Consider the following 20,839-nt stretch of genomic DNA (forward strand, 5'->3'; position numbering starts at 1 on the left):
CGCGCTGGCGGCGCAGGCCGGAGTGGCGCATGTTGCACTGCAACCAGGATTAAGCCTAGCAGCCGGCGCTGCCCGCCGCAAGGCGCCGGAGGTGTGGCGATGGCTACGCCTGCCGGATGCAGGCGCGCCAATTCCACCTGTCATCCTGCAGTCCGAAGCGTCGCCTATGCGGCCCGGCGCACTTGCGCGATGCAGTATTCCTGACACCGGGCGCAACCGCTGCGGGCCGTTCCGGCGCGTCAGTCTTCGAGGTAGTGCGCGCGCAGCCGCGCGACGTCGACGCCGAGCGCGTCGGCCAGGTAGTTGTCGACGCTGCCCCAGCCCTGCTCGATCGCCTGCAGCGAGGCATCGAGATAGCTGGCACGGACCTCGAGCAGCGGCATCATGGCCTCGGCGCTCACGCCCAGCCGCGCCATGCGCGCCAGCGCGGTCTCGTTGAAGCGGGCATTGCGCTGGTTCGATTCCAGGTAGTTGGCGAGGATGTCGTCCTGCGCCACGCCCAGCGCCGACAGCAGCAGCAACGAGGCAAAGCCGGTGCGGTCCTTGCCCGCGGTGCAGTGGAACAGCAGCGTCTTGCCCTCCTGCGCGGTCTGCATGAAGCCGCCGAAGGCGTCGCGGTAGCGCACCGGGAAATCGCGGTAGACCTCGAGCATGAAGCCGTCGATCTGCGCCGGCGTGCTGGCGCGCAGGCGCGGCATCAGCACGTCCATTGCCATGCTGCCATCGAGCACCGGCACCGCCACCCAGTTGAAGCGCGCACCGAAGCCGGCCTCGTCCGGCGACTTCTCGGCGGGGGAGCGGAAATCGACCACCATGTCGAGGCCGAGCGCATGCAGCCGGTCCAGGTCGGCCGCGCTGGCCAGCGCCGGGTTGCCGCTGCGATACAGCCGGCCGCTGCGCACGCGGCGTCCGGACGCGCCGCGCAGGCCGCCGAGGTCGCGGGCATTGCTGATGGTGTCGAATGCCAGCCCGGCGTCGCCGATCATGCCGTCCAATGCCGCCGGCCCGGGCGACACGACCGTGTGGGCATGCGGAAATGCCCGGCGGAACCACTTGTTCATTATTGCTCCCTGACTGTTCTTATCGATGCGGACCCGGCAGCCGTCAGTGGCTGAGGTCGGGCGCCCAACCTCAGCGGCCGCGGTACGCCGGCACATACCAGCGCAGGTGGGAGCCGGCGATATAGCGCCGGTCCAGCCGCGCCACCAGCTTCCACACCGCCAGCGCGCCGGCGTCGATATCGACCCAGGCCCACGGGCGCTTCGGGTCGCCGGCGTCGACCAGCTCGACCGAGCGGATGCTGGCGTATTGCGCCAGTGCCTTGCGCAGCGCCGCTGCGCTGAGTCCTGCCTTCAGTCCGCGCACCAAAACCTTCATCATCGGCTCCAATTATTTCAGATCACCCTGACGCATGCATCACCTGGCTGGCCGGCTGTGGCGACGCGTCCGCCGCATCACCCGCCAGGCCTTGTGGCGCCTGCCTTTACAGATGGGATCACGAATCCGCCGCAGGATTTCGTCGTCCGAAGCAAAACTTGATCTGAATCATTGTCGGCGCAATAAGGCCCAATGAGGCGCTTTGGAGCCTCGACATCACCGCTACCGGCTCGGACAATTCCTATCATGTCGAACGCAACGGCCAGGCCAGAAGCCCGGCCGCCGGAGCAAGCCCGACGCGGATGCCGCTTCGCGACCGACAATGCCACCGCCGGTGCAGTTGCCGGCTTGTGCACCGATCGCCAGCACGCCGTGTCGAGGTATTCGACGAGGATCATCAACACAAGGATGACGGCGATGCCCGATACCTCTCACGCTTCACCGGCCTCCCCGGCCACCCCCACTCCGCCCACGGCGCCCCCGACCGCTGCAACCGCCAGCGCCACCGCGCCCAGGATGACGCTGCACTGGGGCCTGTTCGTCGCCGTCGCGGTGCTGCTCGGCGTACTCGCGATCCCGCAGCCCGAAGGCCTGACCATTGCCGGCCAGCGCATGCTGGCCATCCTTGCCTTCGCCATCGTGGTGTGGATCACCGAGGCGGTCTCGTACGAGGCCAGCGCGATCATGATCACCTCGCTGATGGCGGGCCTGATCGGCTTCGCGCCAACGGTCAACGACCCCAGCGTGCAATACGGCACCTCCCGCGCGCTGGGCATGGCGCTGGCCGGCTTCTCCAACACCGCGCTGGCGCTGGTGGCCGCCGCGCTGTTCATCTCCGCGGCCATGACCGTGACCGGGCTGGACCGGCGCATCGCGCTGGTGACGCTGTCGGCGATCGGAACCAGCACGCGCCGCATCCTGGTCGGCACGATCGCCGTCACCATCGCGCTGAGCCTGGTGGTGCCCAGCGCCACTGCGCGCAGCGCCTGCGTGGTGCCGATCATGATGGGCGTGATCGCCGCGTTCGGCGTCGACAAGAAGTCCAATATCGCCGCCGGCATCATGATCACGGTGGCGCAGGCGACCAGCATCTGGAACGTCGGCATCCAGACCGCCGCCGCGCAGAACCTGCTGACGGTGGGCTTCATGGACAAGCTGCTGGGCGAGCGCATCACCTGGCTGCAATGGCTGATCGCCGGCGCGCCGTGGGCGATCGTCATGTCGGTGGTGCTGTACTTCCTGGTGCGCTGGCTGCTGCCGCCCGAGACCGACGCCATTCCCGGCGGCAAGGAAGCGGTGCAGCGCGAGCTGTCCGGACTGGGCCCGATGACCGGCCCGCAGAAGCGCCTGGCCGCGGTGTCGATCGGCCTGCTGCTGTTCTGGGCCACCGAAGGCAAGCTGCACAGCTTCGACACCGCCACGGTGACCTTTGTCGGGCTGGTGATCCTGATGCTGCCGCGCATCGGCGTGATGGACTGGAAGACCATGCAGCAGCGCACGCCGTGGGGCACGCTGATCGTGTTCGGCGTCGGCATCAGCCTTGGCACCGCGCTGCTGTCCACCAAGGCCGGCCAGTGGCTGGGCGAGTTCGTGGTGACGCATTCGGGCCTGGCCACGCAGGGCGCGGTGATGGTGTTCGCGATCCTGGCGGCGTTCCTGATCCTGATCCACCTGGGCTTTGCCAGCGCCACCGCGCTGACCGCGGCGCTGCTGCCGATCCTGATCTCGGTGCTGCAGACCCTGCCCGGCGACATCAACCGCGTCGGCCTGACCATGCTGCTGGGCTTTACCGTGAGCTTCGGCTTTATCCTGCCGATCAACGCGCCGCAGAACATGGTGTGCCTGGGCACCGAGACCTTCAACGGCCGCCAGTTCGCGCGCATCGGCATCCCGGTCACCATCGTCGGCTATGGCCTGATGCTGCTGTTTGCGGCCACCTACTGGCGCTGGCTGGGCTGGGTGTAAGAGGCCATGAAGGAGGCCACGATGAGACTTTCCCTAGATTCCGCCCGCCGTTTCGCGCGCGACCTGCTGGTGGCGCAGTCGGTACCCGAAGACATCGCCGACGACGTCGCCGAGCACCTGGTCGAAGCCGACCGCTGCGGCTACGCCAGCCACGGCATCTCGATCCTGCCCAACTACCGCAAGGCCATCGAGACCGACAACGTCAACCGCGAAGGCCGCGCCACCTGCGCGCTGGACCGGGGCTCGCTGATGGTGTTCGACGGCCATCGCGGCTTCGGCCAGCACGTGGGCAAGACCGTGATGCAGGCGGCCATCGGGCGCGTGCGCGAGCACGGCCATTGCATCGTCACGCTGCGCCATTCGCACCACCTCGGCCGCATGGGGCACTACGGCGAGCTGGTGGCGGCGGCCGGCTTCGTGCTGCTGAGCTTCACCAACGTAACCAACCGCCCGCCGGTGGTGGCACCGTACGGCGGCCGCGTCGCGCGCCTGACCACCAACCCGCTGTGTTTCGCCGGCCCCATGCCGAACGGCCGCCCGCCGATCGTGGTCGACATGGCCACCAGCGCGATCGCCATCAACAAGGCGCGCGTGCTGGCGGAGAAAGGCGAAGCCGCGCCGGAGAACAGCATCATCGATGCCGAAGGCAATCCCACCACCGACGCCTCGACCATGTTCGGCGAGGATCCCGGCGCGCTGCTGCCGTTCGGCCTGCACAAGGGCTATGCGCTGGGCGTGGTGGCGGAACTGCTGGCGGGCGTGCTGTCGGGCGGCGGCACCATCCAGCCGGAAAACCCGCGCGGCGGCGTGGCCACCAACAATATGTTCGCGGTGCTGGTCAATCCCGAACTGGACCTCGGCCTGAGCTGGGAAAGCGCCGAGGTGGAGGCCTTCGTCAAATACCTGCACGACACGCCGACGGCCCCGGGCTTCGACCGGGTGCAGTATCCCGGCGAGTTCGAGGCGGCCAACCGCGAGCGTGCGGCCGACGCCCTCGACATCAATCCCGCGATCTGGCGCAACCTGGAACAGCTGGCGCAGGCGGTAGGCGTGCCGGTGCCGAAGGGCTGACCGCCGCGGTGCTGCCAGCCGCCGGCCATAGGTACGGCAAGGGACAGCAGGAACTCGCCCCCCGCCGCCCGCGGCTGGCACAATACGCGGCATGAAAAGCCTCTGGTCCGCCTTCGTCAGGCTGCTGGTGCTCGCCGTGGTCGGCGGCGCGCTGCTTGCCACCGTTGCCATCCTCGCCCTCCAGCGGCAATTGCCGTCGCTCGACGCGCTGGCGGATTTTCGCCGCAGCGCTGACTATGTCCCGCTGTCGCGCTATCCGCGCGGGCTGATCGACGCCGTGGTGGCGATCGAGGACGAGCGCTTCTACGTGCATGACGGCATCGACTACGTCGGCGTGATCCGCGCGGGCGTCGCCAACCTGTCCGACGACCTGTCGCAGGGCGCTTCGACCATCACCATGCAGGTGGCGCGCAACTTCTACCTGTCGCGCGACAAGACCTATACGCGCAAGCTGTACGAGGTGCTGCTGTCGTACCGGATCGAGGACGCGCTGAGCAAGGACGAAATCCTCGAGCTGTACCTGAACAAGATCTATCTCGGCCAGGGCGCGTATGGCTTCGCCGATGCGGCGCAGACCTATTTCGGCAAGCCGCTGGCGCAACTGTCGCTGGCCGAATCCGCGATGCTGGCCGGCCTGCCCAAGGCTCCCTCGGCGAACAACCCGGTCGCCAACCCTCGCCGGGCGCGGCAGCGGCAGGTCTATATCCTGCGGCGCATGCTGGAGCTGGGCAGGATTTCGCATCCCGAATATGACGGTGCCTTGCTGGAGCCCTTGCGCCTGAAGTGATGCCTGACGGGCGGGAAGAAGCTCAAGGTCTATGCAGACGTCGACAGCGCATTCACGCAGAACTTTGCGGCCCGTCTGCGGCAAGCAACCCTATTCCAGCACGCTCCGGTGCCGCGCCAGCGCCTCCTGCACGATCGCATCCAGCCCCACGCCGGATTCGCCGTCGACGTGTCCCAGCAACGCCCTGCGCATGCGCGGTTCCCAGAAGCGCTTGATATGCCCGGCGATATCGGAAACCGCCTCCTCGCGATCAGGCATCGCCTCGAAGAAGCTGCCGATCTGGTTGGCCATGGTGATCAGGTTGTCGACGTTCATACGAGGCTCGCTTCGTGTTGCAGGCCGTGTTGCAGGCCGTGTTGCAGGCGTTGTGGATGAGCATAGACCACGTGCGCGCCGGCGCGCACGAATCCGGCCAGCGTCATGTTGGTCTGCTCCGCCAGCCGCACCGCCAGCGCCGTCGGCGCCGACACTGCCGCCAGTACGCCGGCGCCGATGGCGGCGGTCTTGAGCACCATCTCGTAGCTGGCGCGGCTGGTGACCAGCACGGCGCCCGTGGAGATGTCCTCGCCGCTGCGCGCGAGCGCGCCGGCCAGCTTGTCGAGGGCGTTGTGGCGCCCCACGTCTTCGCGCATCAGCGATACGTGGCCATCGGCGCGCAGCCACGCGGCGGCATGCGTGGCGCCGGTGTGGCGCTGCAGTGCCTGGCGCAGCTGGAGCTGCACGAACGCGGCCTGGATCACGTCGGTATGGAAGCTGCCGTCGCTGCGCACCGGTGCCGGGGTGCGCATCACCTGCTCCAGCGATTCCGTCCCGCACAGTCCGCAACCGGTGCGCCCCGCCAGCGAGCGGCGGCGCTCCTTCAGCTGCATGAACGCTTCCGAGGCAATTTCCAGACGCACCGCGATGCCGTGCTCGCGCATGTCGACTTCGATGTCATAGACATCGCGCGCCGTCGGCACGATGCCTTCGCTCAGGCTGAAACCGAGCGCGAAGTCTTCCAGGTCGGCCGGCGTGGCCAGCATCACCGCATGCGAGATGCCGTTGTATTCCAGCGCGACCGGTACCTCCTCGGCCACCTCGTCGGGGCTGAGCGAGATTTCGCCCTGCCGCCAGCGGCTGACGGCAAAGGTGCTGTGGGTCGGCATCTCGTCCAGCGCCACTGGATCGGCCTGCGGTGACTGCATGCAGCGCATCATGATGTCGCCCTCCGCTTAGTTCGCCGCCTGCGCCGCGGTTTGTGCCGGATCCGCGCTGGCGGCTTCCAGCAACTGCAGCTGCTGCGTGTTGAAGTCCTGGTACTGCTGCTGCCACGCCGACGGTTGCGCCACCGGCATCACCTGCACCGCGGTGACCTTGTATTCCGGGCAGTTGGTGGCCCAGTCCGAGTTGTCGGTGGTGATCACGTTGGCGCCGGATTCCGGGAAGTGGAAGGTGGTGTAGACCACGCCCGGCTGCATGCGCTCGCTGACGATGGCCCGCAGCACCGTATCGCCCGCGCGGCTCTGCACGCCGACCCAGTCGCCGTCCTTGATGCCGCGCTCTTCCGCGTCGTGCGGATGGATTTCCAGCCGGTCCTCGGCGTGCCAGTAGACGTTGTCGGTGCGCCGCGTCTGCGCGCCCACGTTGTACTGCGACAGGATGCGCCCGGTGGTCAGGATCAGCGGGAAGGCGCGCGTGATCTTCTCGGTGGTCGGCACGTACTTGGTGATGATGAACTTGCCCTTGCCGCGCACAAAGGCGTCGATGTGCATGGTCGGCGTGCCTTCCGGCGCGTCGGCGTTGCACGGCCACTGGATGCTGCCCAGCTCGTCGAGCCGCTTGTAGCTGACGCCGGAGAACGTCGGCGTCAGGCGCGCGATCTCGTCCATGATCTGCGACGGGTGGGTGTAGTCCATCGGGTAGCCGAGCGCGTTGGCCAGCAGGATGGTGGCTTCCCAGTCGGCGTAGCCGGCCTTGGGCGGCATCACCTTGCGCACGCGCGAGATGCGGCGTTCGGCATTGGTGAAGGTGCCGTCCTTCTCCAGGAACGACGAACCCGGCAGGAACACGTGCGCGTACTTGGCGGTCTCGTTCAGGAAGATGTCCTGCACCACGATGCATTCCATCGACGAGAGCGCCGCGGACACGTGCTGCGTGTTCGGATCCGACTGGACGATGTCCTCGCCCTGGCAGTAAAGGCCCTTGAAGCTGCCACCAAGCGCGGCCTCGAACATGTTGGGAATGCGCAGGCCCGGCTCGGGGCTGATCTCGACATTCCACGCGGCCTCGAACATGCCGCGCACGGTCGAGTCCGACACGTGGCGATAGCCAGGCAGCTCATGCGGGAACGAGCCGATATCGCACGAGCCCTGCACGTTGTTCTGCCCGCGCAGCGGATTCACGCCCACGCCCTCGCGGCCGATATTGCCGGTGGCCATGGCCAGGTTGGCGATGCCCATCACGGTGGTGGAACCCTGCGCATGCTCGGTGACGCCCAGGCCGTAATAGATCGCGGCGTTGCCGCCGGTGGCATACAGGCGCGCGGCAGCGCGCAGCTGGTCGGCTGGAATGCCGGTGACGGATTCCATCGCCTCGGGCGAGTTCTCCGGCAGCGCGACAAAGTCGCGCCATTGCCCGAAGGCACGATCCTCGCAGCGTTCGGCGATAAAGGCTTCGTTGAGCAGCCCTTCGGTGACGATCACGTGGGCCAGCGACGTCACCAGCGCGACGTTGGTTCCCGGACGCAGCTGCAGGTGGAAATCAGCGCGGATATGCGGCGAGTCGACCAGGTCGATCCGGCGCGGGTCGACCACGATCAGCTTGGCGCCGGCACGCAGGCGCTTCTTCATGCGCGACGCAAACACCGGGTGGCCGTCGGTCGGGTTGGCGCCGATCACCATGATCACGTCGGCCTTCTCCACCGACTTGAAGGTCTGCGTGCCCGCCGATTCGCCCAGCGTCTGCTTCAGGCCATAGCCGGTGGGCGAATGGCACACGCGCGCGCAGGTGTCGACGTTGTTGTTGCCGAAGGCGGCGCGCACCAGCTTCTGCACCAGGTAGCCCTCTTCGTTGGTGCAGCGCGACGATACGATGCCGCCGATCGAATCCTTGCCGTGCTGCGCCTGGATGCGCTTGAACTCGGAAGCCGCGTAGCCGATCGCCTCTTCCCACGACACTTCGCGCCACGGGTCGGTGATCTTCGCGCGGATCATCGGCTTGAGGATGCGGTCCTTGTGCGTGGCGTAGCCCCAGGCAAAGCGGCCCTTGACGCAGGCGTGGCCTTCGTTGGCCTTGCCGTCCTTGTACGGCACCATGCGCACGACCTCGTTGCCCTTCATCTCCGCCTTGAACGAGCAGCCCACGCCGCAGTAGGCGCAGGTGGTGACGGTGCTGTGCGAGGCCTGGCCCAGCTTGATGACCGAGGTCTCGGTCAGCGTCGCGGTCGGGCACGCCTGCACGCAGGCGCCGCACGAGACGCAGTCCGAGTCCATGAACGACTGGCTGGTGCCGGGCGACACGCGCGAGTCAAACCCGCGGCCGCTGATGGTCAGCGCGAAGGTGCCTTGCGTTTCCTCGCAAGCGCGCACGCAGCGGTTGCAGACGATGCACTTGGACGCGTCGTAGGTGAAGTACGGGTTGGACTCGTCCTTCTTCAAAGCCGTGTGCGTGGCAATCGGCTTCGCCTCGGGGCCGCCGTCGTTGTAGCGCACCTCGCGCAGGCCCACCACGCCGGCCATGTCCTGCAGCTCGCAGTTGCCGTTGGTCGGGCAGGTCAGGCAGTCGAGCGGGTGGTCCGAGATATACAGCTCCATCACGCCGCGGCGCAGGTCGGCGAGCTTGTCGCTCTGCGTCTTCACCTTCATGCCGGCTTCCACCGGCGTGGTGCACGAGGCCGGGTAGCCGCGGCGCCCCTCGATCTCGACCAGGCACAGGCGGCACGAGCCGAAGGCCTTGAGGCTGTCGGTCGCGCACAGCTTGGGCACGGCGATCTCGGCTTCCATCGCGGCGCGCATCACCGACGTGCCGGCGGGCACGGTGACGCTGACGCCGTCGACTTCAAGGGTGACCATCTCGGTCGATTCGCTGGCGGGGGTACCGAAGTCGATTACATCGCGGCAGTCCATCTTTGTCTCCCGTGTTCTGTTCTGGCGTCAGACTGTGTCGGCTTATGCAGCCTTGGCCGCCGTCGTGGTCCGATTGGGGGCGAGGCCGAAGTCCTCGGGGAATTCATTCAGTGCGGACAGCACCGGGTACGGCGTCATGCCGCCCATGGCGCAGAGCGAGCCGTAAAGCATGGTGTCGCACAGGTCGCGCACCAGTTGCACGTGCCGGATGACGCTTTCCTGCGGTTGCTCGCCGGCGATGATGCGGTCCATCACCTCGACGCCGCGGGTCGAGCCGATCCGGCACGGCGTGCACTTGCCGCAGGATTCGATCGCGCAGAACTCCATCGCGTAGCGCGCCTGCTTTGCCATGTCGACGGTTTCGTCGAACACCACGATGCCGCCGTGGCCGACCACGCCGCCGAACGCGGCATAGGCCTCGTAGTCCAGCGGCACGTCGAAGCGCGTCTCCGGCAGGTAGGCGCCCAGCGGCCCGCCCACTTGCACCGCGCGGATGGCGCGGCCGCTGCGGGTGCCGCCGCCGTAGTCAACCAGCAGTTCGCGCAGCGTGACGCCGAACGCCTTTTCCACCAGCCCGCCTTGCTTGATATTGCCGGCCAGCTGGAACGGCAGCGTGCCGCGCGAACGGCCCATGCCGTAGTCGCGGTAGTACTGCGCGCCGCGCGCCAGGATCACCGGCACGGTGGCCAGCGAGATTACGTTGTTGATCACGGTGGGCTTGCCGAACAAGCCCTCCAGCGCCGGCAGCGGCGGCTTGGCGCGCACCACGCCGCGCTTGCCTTCCAGGCTTTCCAGCAGCGCGGTTTCCTCGCCGCAGACATAGGCGCCGGCGCCCTTGCGCACTTCGAGGTGGAAGCGCTTGCCGCTGCCGCGCAGATCGTCTCCCAGCCAGCCGGCCGCGTTGGCGATGGCAATCGCGCTTTCCAGCACGGCGATGGCGTGGGGGTATTCGGAACGGCAGTAGATGTAGCCCTGCTCGGCGCCCACCGCGAGGCCGGCGATGGTCATGCCTTCGATCAGCATGAAGGGGTCGTCTTCCATCACCATGCGGTCGGAGAACGTGCCCGAGTCGCCTTCGTCGGCATTGCAGACGATGTATTTGATGGCCGACTGCGCGCCCAGCACCGTCTTCCACTTGATGCCGGTCGGGAAGGCGGCGCCGCCGCGGCCGCGCAGGCCGGAATCGGTGACCTCCTGCACGATCTCGGCGGGCGCCATCGACAACGCGCGCTCCAGGCCGGCAAAGCCTTCGTGCGCGCGGTAGTCGTCCAGCGACAGCGGGTCGGTGATGCCGACGCGGGCGAAGGTCAGGCGCTCCTGCTTCTTCAGGAACGGGATCTCTTCGGTCAGGCCGTGCGCCAGCGCATGCGCGCCGCCCTGCAGCAGGCCCGCGTCGAACAGCGCCGGCACGTCTGCCGCGCTGACCGGGCCATAGGCCACGCGCCCCGCTTCGGTCTGCACCTCGACCAGCGGCTCCAGCCAGAACATGCCGCGCGAGCCGTTGCGGACGATTCGCACGGCTTCGCCGCGGCGGGCCGCCTCGCGTTCGATCGCGCGGGCGACTTCATCGGCGCCGAGCGCCAGCGCGGTGGAATCGCGCGGCACGAAGATGGTGTTGACGGTGGGATTGACAGCGGCGCTCATGCCTGGACCTCCGCGGTTTCGTTGGCGGCCTGCGCTTCGCGCAGCGACCGCACCAGCGCATCGAAGCGCTTCGCATCGACATAGCCGTGCAGCCGCTCGCCGACCATCACGGCCGGGCCGCACGCGCACTGGCCCAGGCAGTACACCGGCTCCAGCGTGACCGCGCCGTCGGCGGTGGTTTCATGGAAGTCGCAGCCAAGCGCCCGCCTGGCATGCTCGGCCAGCGCCTCGGCGCCGACCGCCTGGCACGCTTCGGCGCGGCACACCTGGATCACGTGGCGGCCGGCCGGCTGCTGGCGAAAGTGGTGGTAGAAGGTAATGACGCCATGCACCTCGGCGCGCGACAGGTTCAGCGCGCGGGCGATTACCGGGACAGCGGCGTCCGGTATATGGCCCTGCGTGTCCTGGATCTCGTGCAGGATCGGCAGCAATGCGCCCGGCATGTCTTGCCGCGCGGCCACGATGGCGTCAATCGTGGCCGCGCAGGCCTGGGCGTTGGGAGTATCTGGCATGGCGTCTCCTGTGGGGTCGCTTGGGGGCTCGCAGCATGGCCGCCAGGATCCCTCTATATGCTATTTTTTTCCTATTTACGGGCCTCCATCCCTGCCGTTGGGCCCGTGGATGCAATATATGAGAGTGACAACGGTCCATCAATAAGCTATTTTTTTCATATGCTTCGCATCTCGATCCTCCCCCACCTGCAAATCCGCGACGACGGCACCCCCGGCGCCGAGGCCCTCGACGTGTCGCGGCTGGTCGCCCTGCTAAGCCATGTCGGGGAATCGGGCAGCATCAGTCACTCCGCGCAGGCGGTGTCGCTGTCTTACCGCTACGCCTGGGGCATCCTGCGCGATGCCGAGGCCCTGTTCGGCGGCCCGCTGATCGACAAGACCCGCGGGCGCGGCAGCGCGCTGACGCCGCTGGCGCAGCAACTGGTGTGGGCCAGCAAGCGCATCGGCGCGCGGCTGTCGCCGACGCTGGACAGCCTGGCCTCCGAGCTGGAAATCGAACTGAAGAAGCTGATGGAGCAGTCCGAGGCGGCAGTGCGGCTGCATGCCAGCCACGGCTTCGCGGTGGCGGCACTGCGCGACTTCCTCGACGAGCAGCACGTGCGGCACGACCTGAAGTACTGCGGCAGCGTCGAGGCGGTGGCGGCACTGGCCGAGGGCGCATGCGATATCGCCGGTTTCCATGTGCCGGTGGGCGAGTTCGAGCACGGCATGTGGCGCCACTTCACCACCTGGCTCAAGCCCGACACGCACTGCCTGGTGCACCTGGCGGTGCGCAGCCAGGGACTGTTCGTGCGGCCGGGCAATCCCCTCGGGATCCGCACGCTGGAAGACCTGACCCGGCGCGAGGTGCGCTTCGTCAACCGGCAGGTGGGCTCGGGCACGCGGCTGCTGCTCGACCTGATGCTGGCCGCGCGCAACATCGACCCGGCACGGATCGAGGGCTACAGCAACGGCGAGTTCACCCACGCCGCAGTGGCGGCGTACATCGGCAGCGGCATGGCGGATGTGGGCTTCGGCGTGGAAACCGCGGCGCGGCGCTTCGGGCTGGAATTCGAGCCGGTGATCAAGGAGCGCTACTTCTTCGCCATCGAGAAATCGATGCTGCGCAGCGCAGCGCTGTCGGGCGCGGTCGGCGCGCTGACCAGCGAGGCGTTCCGCCAGCGCGTCAATGCGCTGCCGGGCTATGACGGCGCGCTGACCGGCAGCGTGCTGACGCTGGACGAAGCGTTTCCCGACTACGCCGGCACGCGCTAGCGCACCAGCAGCCCCAGGCGGTCAGGATGGTCCGCCCATTGCTCGTGGCCGGCGATCGGGCCCTTGGCCTGCAGCAGCGGCGGCCAGTCGGGCCGGCGCGACAGTTCGGCGTTCAGGGCGATGAAATGGCGCTTGTCGTCGGGCAGGTCATGCTCGGAATAGATCGCGCCCACGGGGCACATCGGCACGCACATCGAGCAGTCGATGCACTGGTCGGGATCGATGGCGAGGAAGTTGGGCCCTTCATGGAAGCAGGTCATCGGGCAGACTTCGACGCAATCGGTATGGCGGCACTGGATGCAGGTATCCGTCACGACAAAGGTCATGGGCAGGACAGTACGGCGGTACGGCTGTGAAGACCGCGCCATATTAGCCGCGTGCCGGCCGCGACGGGACGCGCTGCCTTGTGCGACTCTTTCAAATCGACTGATGTCCGCCCCTTTCGGGTCTGCTCCGGAGCGAGCATTGACGGGACCGGTGGGAGTCGTCTGGCGGTTAACGAACGCGAGCGGTGGCAGTTCACCAGCCACCGCTCGCGACCGGCGCGGGAAGCCGATCAGGCGGTTTCCTGCATCAGTTCTTCCTTGCGCGCCGCCAGGGCCCGTGCCACGTCGCGCAGGTTGATTTTCTCCCTGATCACGTTCTTGAACAGTTCGCCTTCCTCCTCCTCGATATGGTGGGCGACATACTCCGAGAGCACCGTGAAGCTGGCTACGAGCATATCGCCGGCCGGGTCTTGCTCGATCGCCGCGATCAGGTCCTTGGCGACCTGGTGCTCGACCTGGGCTTCGTCCAGCATGTCGTCGATGTCATCGCTGGCGCCGCGCAGCGCCGGGTAGAAAATCTCTTCCTCGATTGTGGCATGCACGGTCAGCTGGTGACAGGCTTCGAGCGCGATCGATTCCTTTTCATCGCGGTCCTCGGTGTCCTTGAACGCCTTGAACAGCTTCTTGACCGCGCGATGATCGTCCATCAAGGCGCCGAGGGCCTCGGCCTGGTCTGCGGGGATCTTCGACTTGTCCACGATTACCTCCTGGGAGCTTGAGGGGGAAGCCGGTCGCACCCGGCTTTGCCCCCCGTCAGCAGGTTCTGTGCCCAGCCAGCGCACCGCCGGGCCGTGGCAAGGGCGGGCACGGACCCGGCACGCGTGCGCGGCAAACATTGCAATTCCTGCGCGAAAGGGTTGTTATTCGTGCCCGCCAAGGCGCGCGCCGCCGCGGCCGGGCTAAAGCGCGTGGCGCCAGGTGCGCGCAGGTGCCGACGGCGCTGCACGCGCAGGACAGGAAGACCGGAAACACTGGAACGCCGGATGGCGCGGGCGTTGGCCGCCAAGGCGCGGCCGACGCTCGAGGCACTGCCTTCGAGCTGGCCGGGATCATGACGCCAGAGGTATCGCCCTGGCTTGCGGATCAGGCTCGCGGATCAGGCTTGCTGACGATGTGTATCACCCTGGCCACGGCTACGTTCTCGCCGCGGCAGGCTTGCGCGCGCCGGCACGCACGTCGGTGTAGCCACGCACTCGCATGTCGACCCAGACCTTGCCCCAGGCTATGCCTTCGGCAATGGCACGCTCGCGCGTCGGGTGGCAGCCCAGCGGCCCGGAGCTGTTCACCGGCGCACCGTCGTGCTCGACCAGACCGGACGCTTCAAACAGCCCGTTGGCGCCCGCGTGTGCCGTGCCGTGAACGAGATAGCCGAAATAATGCTGCGCTGTCATCGCCAACTCCTTGCCGCGGAGATACCGCTGGTCATCGCGATTGCCGTCGGTGTGGGCGCAGGGCACGCCGGGCACCAGGCATCCGGCGCAGGCCCAGCTCGCACTTATTGAACATCCTAGCCGAGGCGGGCATGTCACAGAGCGCCCAATTCAGGTACGTAAAACTTGCTTTACGTACATGTGAAGAATGCACACATCAGCACGTTAACCGTCACTATCTTGCCGCCCCCGCTGCTGGGACGAGTTTTGCTAATCAGAAGAAACAGGTCGCCTGCCGGATGCCGGGAGGGACGCCCGCCGCGCGACCGGAGACGAAAACCAGAACGAGGAATCCTCATGACGTCTACCTTCATCTACTCGAACCGCGCCCGTGACCTCGAAACGATGGAAGACGAATTGCGCATAGCCGACCGGGCCGGCTATACCGTCGACCTGCGCCGCGCCTTCTGGGAGTGCGAGCCGGCCTCGGTGCCCGCGGCCGAACGGCCGCGGCTGCTGTCGCTGCTGCAACGGGTGCGGGCCGGCGATACGCTGGTGACGATGCAGCTGAGCTGCCTGGGCTGGAGCGTGCAGGAAGTGCTGGGCACGATCCGCAGGTTCCGCCTGCTCGGGGTGGCGCTGCATTGCGTGCAGCTCAGCCGCGCCAACCTGGCCAGCGCCGCGCCGCCGGAGGCAGTCATGGTGCTGCGCGCAGTGGCCGCGCTGGAGGGCAGCACGCGCAGCGCGCGCGTGCGCGACAGCCTGGCGGCGGCCAAGGCCATGGGCCGTGCGGTCGGCCGCCCGCCCAAGCACAAGCCCGACGAACGCGATGCAATCCTGCGCTCGCTGGCGGCCGGCCAGTCGGTCAGCGAAACCGCGCGGCGCTTCAACACCTCGCGCCAGACCGTGCTGCGGATACGCGCCGCGGCGCCGGCCATCGTGCAGCCATCCGACACCGGCGCCGCTGCCGCGCCCGAAGTGCCGGCAGAGGTATCCACCGCGGAATAGCGCGGAATAGACCGGCAGCCTGCCGATCCCCCTTGCTGCGGGCACCGGCCTGAAATCAACCCGAGATCCCATGAAGCGCGACACCATAGTCCTGGGCACCTCTTCCGGCGGCGTCGATGCGCTGCGGGAAATCGCCGCCGGTTTGCCGCCGGACCTGGATGCGACCGTACTGGCCGTGCTGCACATCGGCGCCAATCCGAGCATGCTGCCCGACATGCTGGCCAGCGCCGGGCCGCTGCCGGCCCGCCACGCCCGCGATGGCGAGCCGCTGCGCCCCGGCGCGATCTACGTCGCGCCGCCAGACCACCACCTGCTGATCGTCGACGAGCATGCGCACCTGGTGCGCGGTCCCAAGGAGAACTTCGCGCGGCCGGCGATCGACCCGCTGTTCCGCAGCGCGGCCGTGGCTCGCGGCAACCGCGTGGTGGCGGCAGTGCTGACCGGCCAGCTCGACGACGGCGCGGCCGGCCTGCGCGCGGTGAGCCAGTGCGGCGGCGTGACCATCGTGCAGGATCCTGACAGTGCTTTCGCCGCCGAGATGCCGCGCAACGCCATCCGCGCCTCGCCCCCCGACTACGTGCTGCCGCTTGCGGCGATCGCGCCCAAGCTGGCGGAACTGGCCAGCTCCGCGGCAGGCCCGCCCGCCGACCGGCCTGAAGCGCTGCGCATCGAGCACAGCGTAGCGCTGGGCCCCTCCTCGATCGAGGCTGTGGAAAGGATCGCGCTGCCGTCGGCGCTGACATGTCCGGAATGCGGCGGCACGCTTTGGCAGGTGCGCGACAGCGTGCCGCCGCGCTTCCGCTGCCACACCGGCCACGCCTTCGGCATTGCGACGCTGCGCCACGCCGCCAATGGCGCACTCGAACACACCCTATTCGACGCCTTGCGCGCGCTGCACGAACAGAGCGAGCTCTACACGCAGATAGCGGCGTATCATATGCAAGTTGGCGAAACCGGCGAATCACGCCGGTATTCCGAGGCAGCGGGCCGCGCTGCAGCGTCCGCGAAGCGCATCGAAGGCTGGCTTCGCGAGGGATAGCGCCGCATCCGGCCGGCGCACCTAATTATCCACGCAGCGATGGCCAAGAATCGTGAACGCCCCCTGCCCAGCCAGCTCACCTTTCCCGTAGTCGGGATGGGCGCATCGGCCGGGGGTATTGAAGCCCTGATCCAGGTGTTCGACGGACTGCCCGCCAGTACCGGCGCAGCCTTTGTCCTTGTCGTTCACCTATCTCCGGACCATGCCAGCAACCTGGCGCCGGTGCTGCAGGCTCGCACCACCATGCCGGTACAGCAGGTCACCGACACCACGCGCATCGAAGCCAACCACGTCTACGTGATTGCGCCGAACCACAGCCTGACCATGATCGACGGCTACCTGCGCGTGGGCCCGCAGGAACGCCGCGACGTCCGCGGCGCGGCCATCGACCTGTTCTTCCGCTCGCTGGCCGATGCGCATCGCCAGCGCGCCGTGTGCGTGGTTTTGTCCGGCGCCGGCTCCGACGGATCGGTCGGTCTGACCCGTGTCAAGGAGCTGGGCGGTATCGCCATCGCCCAGGAGCCGGAGGAAGCCGAATATTCGAGCATGCCGCGCGCCGCCATCAGCACCGGCCTGGTCGACTTCGTGATGCCGGCCAACGAGATCCCGCAGCGCCTGCTCGACCTGTGGAATACCGCCAGCCATATCCAGCTGCCCAGGCCGCCCGAGGACGAGGAAGCACCCGAGCCCGCGCCGCAGTCGGAAAGCAACGAGCGCGCGCTGCGCGAGATCATGGTGATCCTGCGCACCCGCACTTCACATGATTTCCGCCATTACAAGCGCGCCACGGTACTGCGACGCATCGAGCGCCGGCTGCAGGTCAACGGCCTGACGGACCTGCAGCAGTACCGCGATTACCTGCACCTGCATCCGGAAGAAACGGCACCGCTGTTGCAGGACATGCTGATCAGCGTGACCAATTTCTTCCGCGACAAGGAAGCGTTCGACCTGCTGGGCGCCGACGTGCTGCCGCGCCTGTTCCAGGACCGCGCCGAGAGCGACTCGATCCGCGTGTGGGCGCCTGGCTGCGCTACCGGCGAAGAAGCGTATTCGCTGGCCATGCTGCTGCAGGAAGCTTCGTCGCAGACACCCGAGCAGCCGCCGTTCCAGGTCTTTGCCACCGATATCGACGAGCGCGCCGTGGCGATCGCGCGCAACGGGCTATATCCCGAACCGATCATCGCCGACGTCGAGCCGACGCGGGTCCGGCAGTTCTTCACCAAGGACGGCGCGCACTACCGGGTGCGCAAGGAGCTGCGCGAACGCGTGCTGTTCGCGCTGCACAACGTGCTCAGCGACCCGCCGTTCTCGCGGCTGGACCTGGTGTGCTGCCGCAACCTGCTGATATACCTGGACCGCGACGCGCAGGCAGAGATCCTGCGCACCTTCCATTTCGCGCTGCGCCCGGGCGGCTACCTGTTCCTGGGCAGCTCCGAAGCCGCCGACAGCGTCAGCAACCTGTTTTCGGTAGTCGACAAGAAGGCCCGCATCTATCGCGCCAACGTCGCGGTGCGCGCCGAGACGCCGTTGCCGCTGTCGGCCGGCATGCTCAATGCGCGCTCGCCGGTGGCGGTGCTGCAGCCCGTCGGCAAGCGCAAGTTCTCCTTCGGCGACCTGCACCAGCGGCTGATCGAGCAGCACGCGCCGCCGAGCGTGCTGGTCAGCCGCGATTCCGAGATCGTGCACCTTTCGGACCGTGCCGGGCGCTTCCTGCAGTACGCCGGCGGCGTGCCGTCGCACAACATCATCGGCGCGGTGCGCCAGGAACTGCGGCTGGAACTGCGTACCGCGATCTACCAGGCGCTGCAGACCAATCACAGCGTCGAGGCCAGGCGCGTGCAGCTCGAACGCGACGGCAGGCATTTCTTCGTCAACATGACCGCGCGCCCGGTACACGACGCCGAAGCCAATGGCGACTTCGTGCTGGTGCTGTTCGACGAGGTCGAGGACAGCATGAGCGCAGCGCCGCGCGGCCAGGCCCCCGACGAGCGCGACCCGATGATCGCGCAGCTCGAACGCGAACTGCATCGCACCAGGGAACAGCTGCAGGCCACCATCGAGCAGTCCGAGACCTCGACCGAGGAGCTGAAGGCCTCCAACGAAGAACTACAGGCGATCAACGAGGAACTGCGCTCGACCACGGAGGAGCTGGAGACCAGCAAGGAAGAACTGCAGTCGATCAACGAAGAGCTGACCACCGTCAACGCCGAGCTCAAATCCAAGGTCGAGGAAACCGGCAAGATCAACGACGACCTGCAGAACCTGATCATGGCCAACGATATCGGCACGGTCTTCGTCGATCGCAACCTGTGCATCAAGCGCTACACCCCGCGTGCCACCGACGTCTTCAGCATCATCCCGTCGGACATCGGCCGGTCGCTGCTCGATATCACCCACCGGCTCGACTACGACAAGCTTGCCGACGATGCCGGCGAAGCCTTCGACTCCCTGCGCCTGATCGAGCGCGAAGTCAAGAGCAACGACGGCCGCTGGTACCTGGCGCGCTTCCTGCCGTACCGCACCACCGAGGACCGCATCGAGGGCGCGGTGCTGTCGTTCATCGACATCACGTCGCGCCGCGCCGCCGAAGAGCGCCTGAGCGAAGGCGAGAAGCGCATGAATATCGTGGCGGAAAGCACCCGCGACTACGCCATCATCACCTACGACGACGAAGGCCACGTCACCAGCTGGAACACCGGCGCGGAACGCATCTTCGGCTATACCGAGGCGGAGATGCTCGGACAGGAGGCGGAAGCCCTGTACACGCCCGAAGACCGCGCCGCCCGCGTCGCACAGGAAGAAATGGCGCAGGCGCGCCTGTACGGCCGCGTTGAAGAAGACCGCTGGCACCAGCGCAAGGACGGCAGCCGCTTCCGCGCCAGCGGCGTGCTGTCGCGCCTGGACAAGGGCGGTTTCAGCGGCTTTGCCAAGATCATGCGCAATCTCGACGAAGTGGCGCTGACGCGGCTGGCCACGCGCACGGGGCGCCAGGTGGGCAACGAATCCGCCGACGCGCGTGCCGAGCGCGTGCGCGACGAGTTCCTGGCGGTGGTGTCGCACGAACTGAAGCATCCGCTCAACCTGATCAGCGCCAGCGCCGAGCTGATCAGCCGTTCGCCCGAAGCGCGCGGCAACCCGGTGATCCAGCGCGCCGCCGGCACCATCCGGCGCACCGTGATCGGCCAGGCGCACATCATCGACGACCTGCTCGACATGTCGCGCCTGCGCACCGGCAAGCTGTCGATCGCGCGCGCGCCGGTCGACTGGGGCGAAGTGGTCGACCGCGTCTGCCGCGCCATCGAGGAAGAGGCCGGGCGCAAGGACATCGCGCTGGAGCGCAGCTTACCGGCCCGCCCGCTGATGATCGACGCCGACCTGACCCGGGTCGAGCAAGTGGTCTGGAACCTGGTCAGCAATGCGCTCAAATACACCAGCGCCGGCGGCAAGATCACGGTCTCGCTATCCAGAGCGGGCGGCGACGGCGTGCTGGAGGTGCGCGACACCGGCGTTGGCATCGACGCGCAGAACCTGCCGCATATCTTTGACATGTTCCGCCAGGGCACTGTGCCGAGCGCGCGGCAGGGCGGCCTAGGCATTGGCCTGTCGCTGGTACGCGAACTGGTGACCATGCAGAACGGCACGGTGCGCGCGAATTCCGACGGGATCGGCAAGGGCTCGGTGTTCACGGTAACGCTGCCGCTGCGCGAAGAAATCGCTACCGACACCGCGCCGGCGCCGGCGCCCTCGCTGCCGCTGAATGGCACCGAGATCCTGCTGGTCGACGACGATTCCGGCACGGTCGAGACGTTCAAGCTGCTGCTCGAAATGGAAGGCGCCAGCGTGTCGGTCGCCACCAGCGGGCAGGAGGCACTGGACCGTCTCGGCGAGCATTGCCCCGACCTGCTGCTGTCCGACATCGGCATGCCCGGCATGTCGGGACTGGATTTCATTCGCGCCATCCGCCGCCAGCCGCACCTTCACAAGCTGACCGCGATTGCATTGAGCGGCTATGGCCGGCCGGACGATATCCGCGAGTCGATGCAGGCAGGCTTCGACGCCCACCTGACCAAGCCGGTCTCGCTGGAGGCCTTGCTGAACGCCATCCGGGAATTGCGCGTTGCCTGAAGCACCGCGGCGTACGTTTTGCGTGCGTTTTTTTTGCGTTTCGCCGGGTGCGCCAACGAACGTAGCGCCGGATTTACGCGCAACGTTGCAATAATCCCTGCAGGCCAGGCGCCGCCCTCACCGGCGCCCCGCCTGCCGTCACGATGGCGCGTTGGAACGCTCCTTGCAGCGCTACCAGTGAGCGCGCAAGCGCAACAGACCCCGGCACCGCGGCCCGACTTCATGCTTCGCATAAGTGGCAGACGCGGGCGCCGCCCC

17 protein-coding genes are annotated in these 20,839 nt (G+C 67.5%); 7 read left to right on the top strand and 10 right to left on the bottom strand.

What is annotated here, in order from left to right; genetic code table 11:
* Positions 1–239 precede the first annotated feature (239 nt).
* Positions 240–1,061 carry a tyrosine-protein phosphatase gene (locus tag ACAD63_RS18930; RefSeq protein ID WP_195431715.1) on the bottom strand — a complete coding sequence of 274 codons (822 nt, stop codon included), beginning with the start codon at positions 1,059–1,061 and terminating at the stop codon, positions 240–242.
* 70 nt (positions 1,062–1,131) lie between these two features.
* Complete coding sequence (locus tag ACAD63_RS18935; RefSeq protein WP_133094218.1) at positions 1,132–1,377, bottom strand: RNA-binding protein; 246 nt, start codon at positions 1,375–1,377, stop codon at positions 1,132–1,134.
* Between the two features lie 417 nt (positions 1,378–1,794).
* On the opposite strand from ACAD63_RS18935, the gene ACAD63_RS18940 reads away from it, so the two are divergent.
* From ACAD63_RS18940 to ACAD63_RS18950, 3 genes are all read left to right on the top strand, one after another.
* On the top strand, positions 1,795–3,342 hold the full coding sequence (locus ACAD63_RS18940) for a DASS family sodium-coupled anion symporter (RefSeq protein WP_434033148.1): 1,548 nt from the start codon (positions 1,795–1,797) through the stop codon (positions 3,340–3,342).
* Positions 3,343–3,363: 21 nt separating this feature from the next.
* Positions 3,364–4,413: an Ldh family oxidoreductase gene (locus ACAD63_RS18945; protein ID WP_195431716.1), complete on the top strand. Its 1,050-nt coding sequence runs from the start codon at positions 3,364–3,366 to the stop codon at positions 4,411–4,413.
* Between the two features lie 91 nt (positions 4,414–4,504).
* On the top strand, positions 4,505–5,200 hold the full coding sequence (locus ACAD63_RS18950) for a transglycosylase domain-containing protein (RefSeq protein ID WP_133093880.1): 696 nt from the start codon (positions 4,505–4,507) through the stop codon (positions 5,198–5,200).
* Between the two features lie 90 nt (positions 5,201–5,290).
* Here the strand turns inward: ACAD63_RS18950 and ACAD63_RS18955 are convergent, their stop codons facing one another.
* The 5 genes from ACAD63_RS18955 to ACAD63_RS18975 are packed head-to-tail and all read right to left on the bottom strand — an operon-like array spanning position 5,291 to position 11,459.
* The gene (locus ACAD63_RS18955) at positions 5,291–5,515 is read right to left on the bottom strand and encodes a formate dehydrogenase subunit delta (protein WP_133093879.1); all 225 of its coding nucleotides are present in this window, start codon (positions 5,513–5,515) and stop codon (positions 5,291–5,293) included.
* Positions 5,512–6,396, bottom strand: a complete 885-nt coding sequence (fdhD, locus tag ACAD63_RS18960) for a formate dehydrogenase accessory sulfurtransferase FdhD (RefSeq protein ID WP_434033149.1) — start codon at positions 6,394–6,396, stop codon at positions 5,512–5,514. The genes ACAD63_RS18955 and fdhD overlap by 4 nt, the downstream gene beginning before the upstream one ends.
* Positions 6,397–6,411: 15 nt before the next feature.
* A complete protein-coding gene (fdhF, locus tag ACAD63_RS18965) occupies positions 6,412–9,303 on the bottom strand; it encodes a formate dehydrogenase subunit alpha (RefSeq protein WP_434033150.1) in 2,892 nt (963 codons plus the stop codon).
* 42 nt (positions 9,304–9,345) lie between these two features.
* Positions 9,346–10,947 carry a formate dehydrogenase beta subunit gene (locus ACAD63_RS18970; RefSeq protein ID WP_135704626.1) on the bottom strand — a complete coding sequence of 534 codons (1,602 nt, stop codon included), beginning with the start codon at positions 10,945–10,947 and terminating at the stop codon, positions 9,346–9,348.
* Positions 10,944–11,459: a formate dehydrogenase subunit gamma gene (locus ACAD63_RS18975; RefSeq protein WP_135704625.1), complete on the bottom strand. Its 516-nt coding sequence runs from the start codon at positions 11,457–11,459 to the stop codon at positions 10,944–10,946. Before ACAD63_RS18975 ends, ACAD63_RS18970 begins: the two co-directional genes overlap by 4 nt.
* A 159-nt stretch (positions 11,460–11,618) precedes the next feature.
* Here ACAD63_RS18975 and ACAD63_RS18980 point away from each other — a divergent pair, with 159 nt between their 5' ends.
* On the top strand, positions 11,619–12,713 hold the full coding sequence (locus ACAD63_RS18980) for a substrate-binding domain-containing protein (protein WP_133093874.1): 1,095 nt from the start codon (positions 11,619–11,621) through the stop codon (positions 12,711–12,713).
* Here the strand turns inward: ACAD63_RS18980 and fdxA are convergent.
* From fdxA to ACAD63_RS18995, 3 genes are all read right to left on the bottom strand, one after another.
* Positions 12,710–13,039: a ferredoxin FdxA gene (gene fdxA, locus ACAD63_RS18985; protein WP_135704621.1), complete on the bottom strand. Its 330-nt coding sequence runs from the start codon at positions 13,037–13,039 to the stop codon at positions 12,710–12,712. The genes ACAD63_RS18980 and fdxA overlap by 4 nt on opposite strands.
* A gap of 230 nt (positions 13,040–13,269) precedes the next feature.
* On the bottom strand, positions 13,270–13,737 hold the full coding sequence (locus tag ACAD63_RS18990) for a hemerythrin domain-containing protein (RefSeq protein ID WP_133093872.1): 468 nt from the start codon (positions 13,735–13,737) through the stop codon (positions 13,270–13,272).
* A 435-nt stretch (positions 13,738–14,172) separates the two neighbouring features.
* Positions 14,173–14,430, bottom strand: coding sequence for a hypothetical protein (locus tag ACAD63_RS18995; RefSeq protein ID WP_135704619.1), 258 nt, complete (start codon positions 14,428–14,430; stop codon positions 14,173–14,175).
* A 336-nt stretch (positions 14,431–14,766) separates the two neighbouring features.
* On the opposite strand from ACAD63_RS18995, the gene ACAD63_RS19000 reads away from it, so the two are divergent.
* The 3 genes from ACAD63_RS19000 to ACAD63_RS19010 all read left to right on the top strand — a co-directional run bounded on the left by ACAD63_RS19000 (position 14,767) and on the right by ACAD63_RS19010 (position 20,581).
* Complete coding sequence (locus ACAD63_RS19000; protein WP_434033151.1) at positions 14,767–15,417, top strand: recombinase family protein; 651 nt, start codon at positions 14,767–14,769, stop codon at positions 15,415–15,417.
* 70 nt (positions 15,418–15,487) lie between these two features.
* A complete protein-coding gene (locus ACAD63_RS19005; protein WP_434033152.1) occupies positions 15,488–16,456 on the top strand; it encodes a chemotaxis protein CheB in 969 nt (322 codons plus the stop codon).
* Positions 16,457–16,495: 39 nt separating this feature from the next.
* Entirely contained in the window at positions 16,496–20,581 is a 4,086-nt protein-coding gene (locus ACAD63_RS19010) for a CheR family methyltransferase (protein ID WP_434033153.1), read from the top strand.
* The last annotated feature ends 258 nt before the right edge of the window (positions 20,582–20,839 follow it).

This window comes from Cupriavidus sp. a3 (genome assembly GCF_051015765.1).
Classification (GTDB): domain Bacteria; phylum Pseudomonadota; class Gammaproteobacteria; order Burkholderiales; family Burkholderiaceae; genus Cupriavidus; species Cupriavidus oxalaticus_A.

Bases quoted from the DNA above. Each gene is read 5' to 3' on its own strand.
- ACAD63_RS18995 (WP_135704619.1), bottom strand. From the start codon at position 14,430: ATGACAGCGCAGCATTATTTCGGCTATCTCGTTCACGGCACGGCACAC.
- ACAD63_RS18975 (WP_135704625.1), bottom strand. From the start codon at position 11,459: ATGCCAGATACTCCCAACGCCCAGGCCTGCGCGGCCACGATTGACGCC.
- fdxA (WP_135704621.1), bottom strand. From the start codon at position 13,039: ATGACCTTTGTCGTGACGGATACCTGCATCCAGTGCCGCCATACCGAT.
- ACAD63_RS18955 (WP_133093879.1), bottom strand. From the start codon at position 5,515: ATGAACGTCGACAACCTGATCACCATGGCCAACCAGATCGGCAGCTTC.
- ACAD63_RS18945 (WP_195431716.1), top strand. From the start codon at position 3,364: ATGAGACTTTCCCTAGATTCCGCCCGCCGTTTCGCGCGCGACCTGCTG.
- ACAD63_RS18950 (WP_133093880.1), top strand. From the start codon at position 4,505: ATGAAAAGCCTCTGGTCCGCCTTCGTCAGGCTGCTGGTGCTCGCCGTG.
- ACAD63_RS19010 (WP_434033153.1), top strand. From the start codon at position 16,496: ATGGCCAAGAATCGTGAACGCCCCCTGCCCAGCCAGCTCACCTTTCCC.
- ACAD63_RS19005 (WP_434033152.1), top strand. From the start codon at position 15,488: ATGAAGCGCGACACCATAGTCCTGGGCACCTCTTCCGGCGGCGTCGAT.
- ACAD63_RS18970 (WP_135704626.1), bottom strand. From the start codon at position 10,947: ATGAGCGCCGCTGTCAATCCCACCGTCAACACCATCTTCGTGCCGCGC.
- fdhD (WP_434033149.1), bottom strand. From the start codon at position 6,396: ATGATGCGCTGCATGCAGTCACCGCAGGCCGATCCAGTGGCGCTGGAC.
- ACAD63_RS18930 (WP_195431715.1), bottom strand. From the start codon at position 1,061: ATGAACAAGTGGTTCCGCCGGGCATTTCCGCATGCCCACACGGTCGTG.
- ACAD63_RS18980 (WP_133093874.1), top strand. From the start codon at position 11,619: ATGCTTCGCATCTCGATCCTCCCCCACCTGCAAATCCGCGACGACGGC.
- fdhF (WP_434033150.1), bottom strand. From the start codon at position 9,303: ATGGACTGCCGCGATGTAATCGACTTCGGTACCCCCGCCAGCGAATCG.
- ACAD63_RS18935 (WP_133094218.1), bottom strand. From the start codon at position 1,377: ATGAAGGTTTTGGTGCGCGGACTGAAGGCAGGACTCAGCGCAGCGGCG.
- ACAD63_RS19000 (WP_434033151.1), top strand. From the start codon at position 14,767: ATGACGTCTACCTTCATCTACTCGAACCGCGCCCGTGACCTCGAAACG.
- ACAD63_RS18940 (WP_434033148.1), top strand. From the start codon at position 1,795: ATGCCCGATACCTCTCACGCTTCACCGGCCTCCCCGGCCACCCCCACT.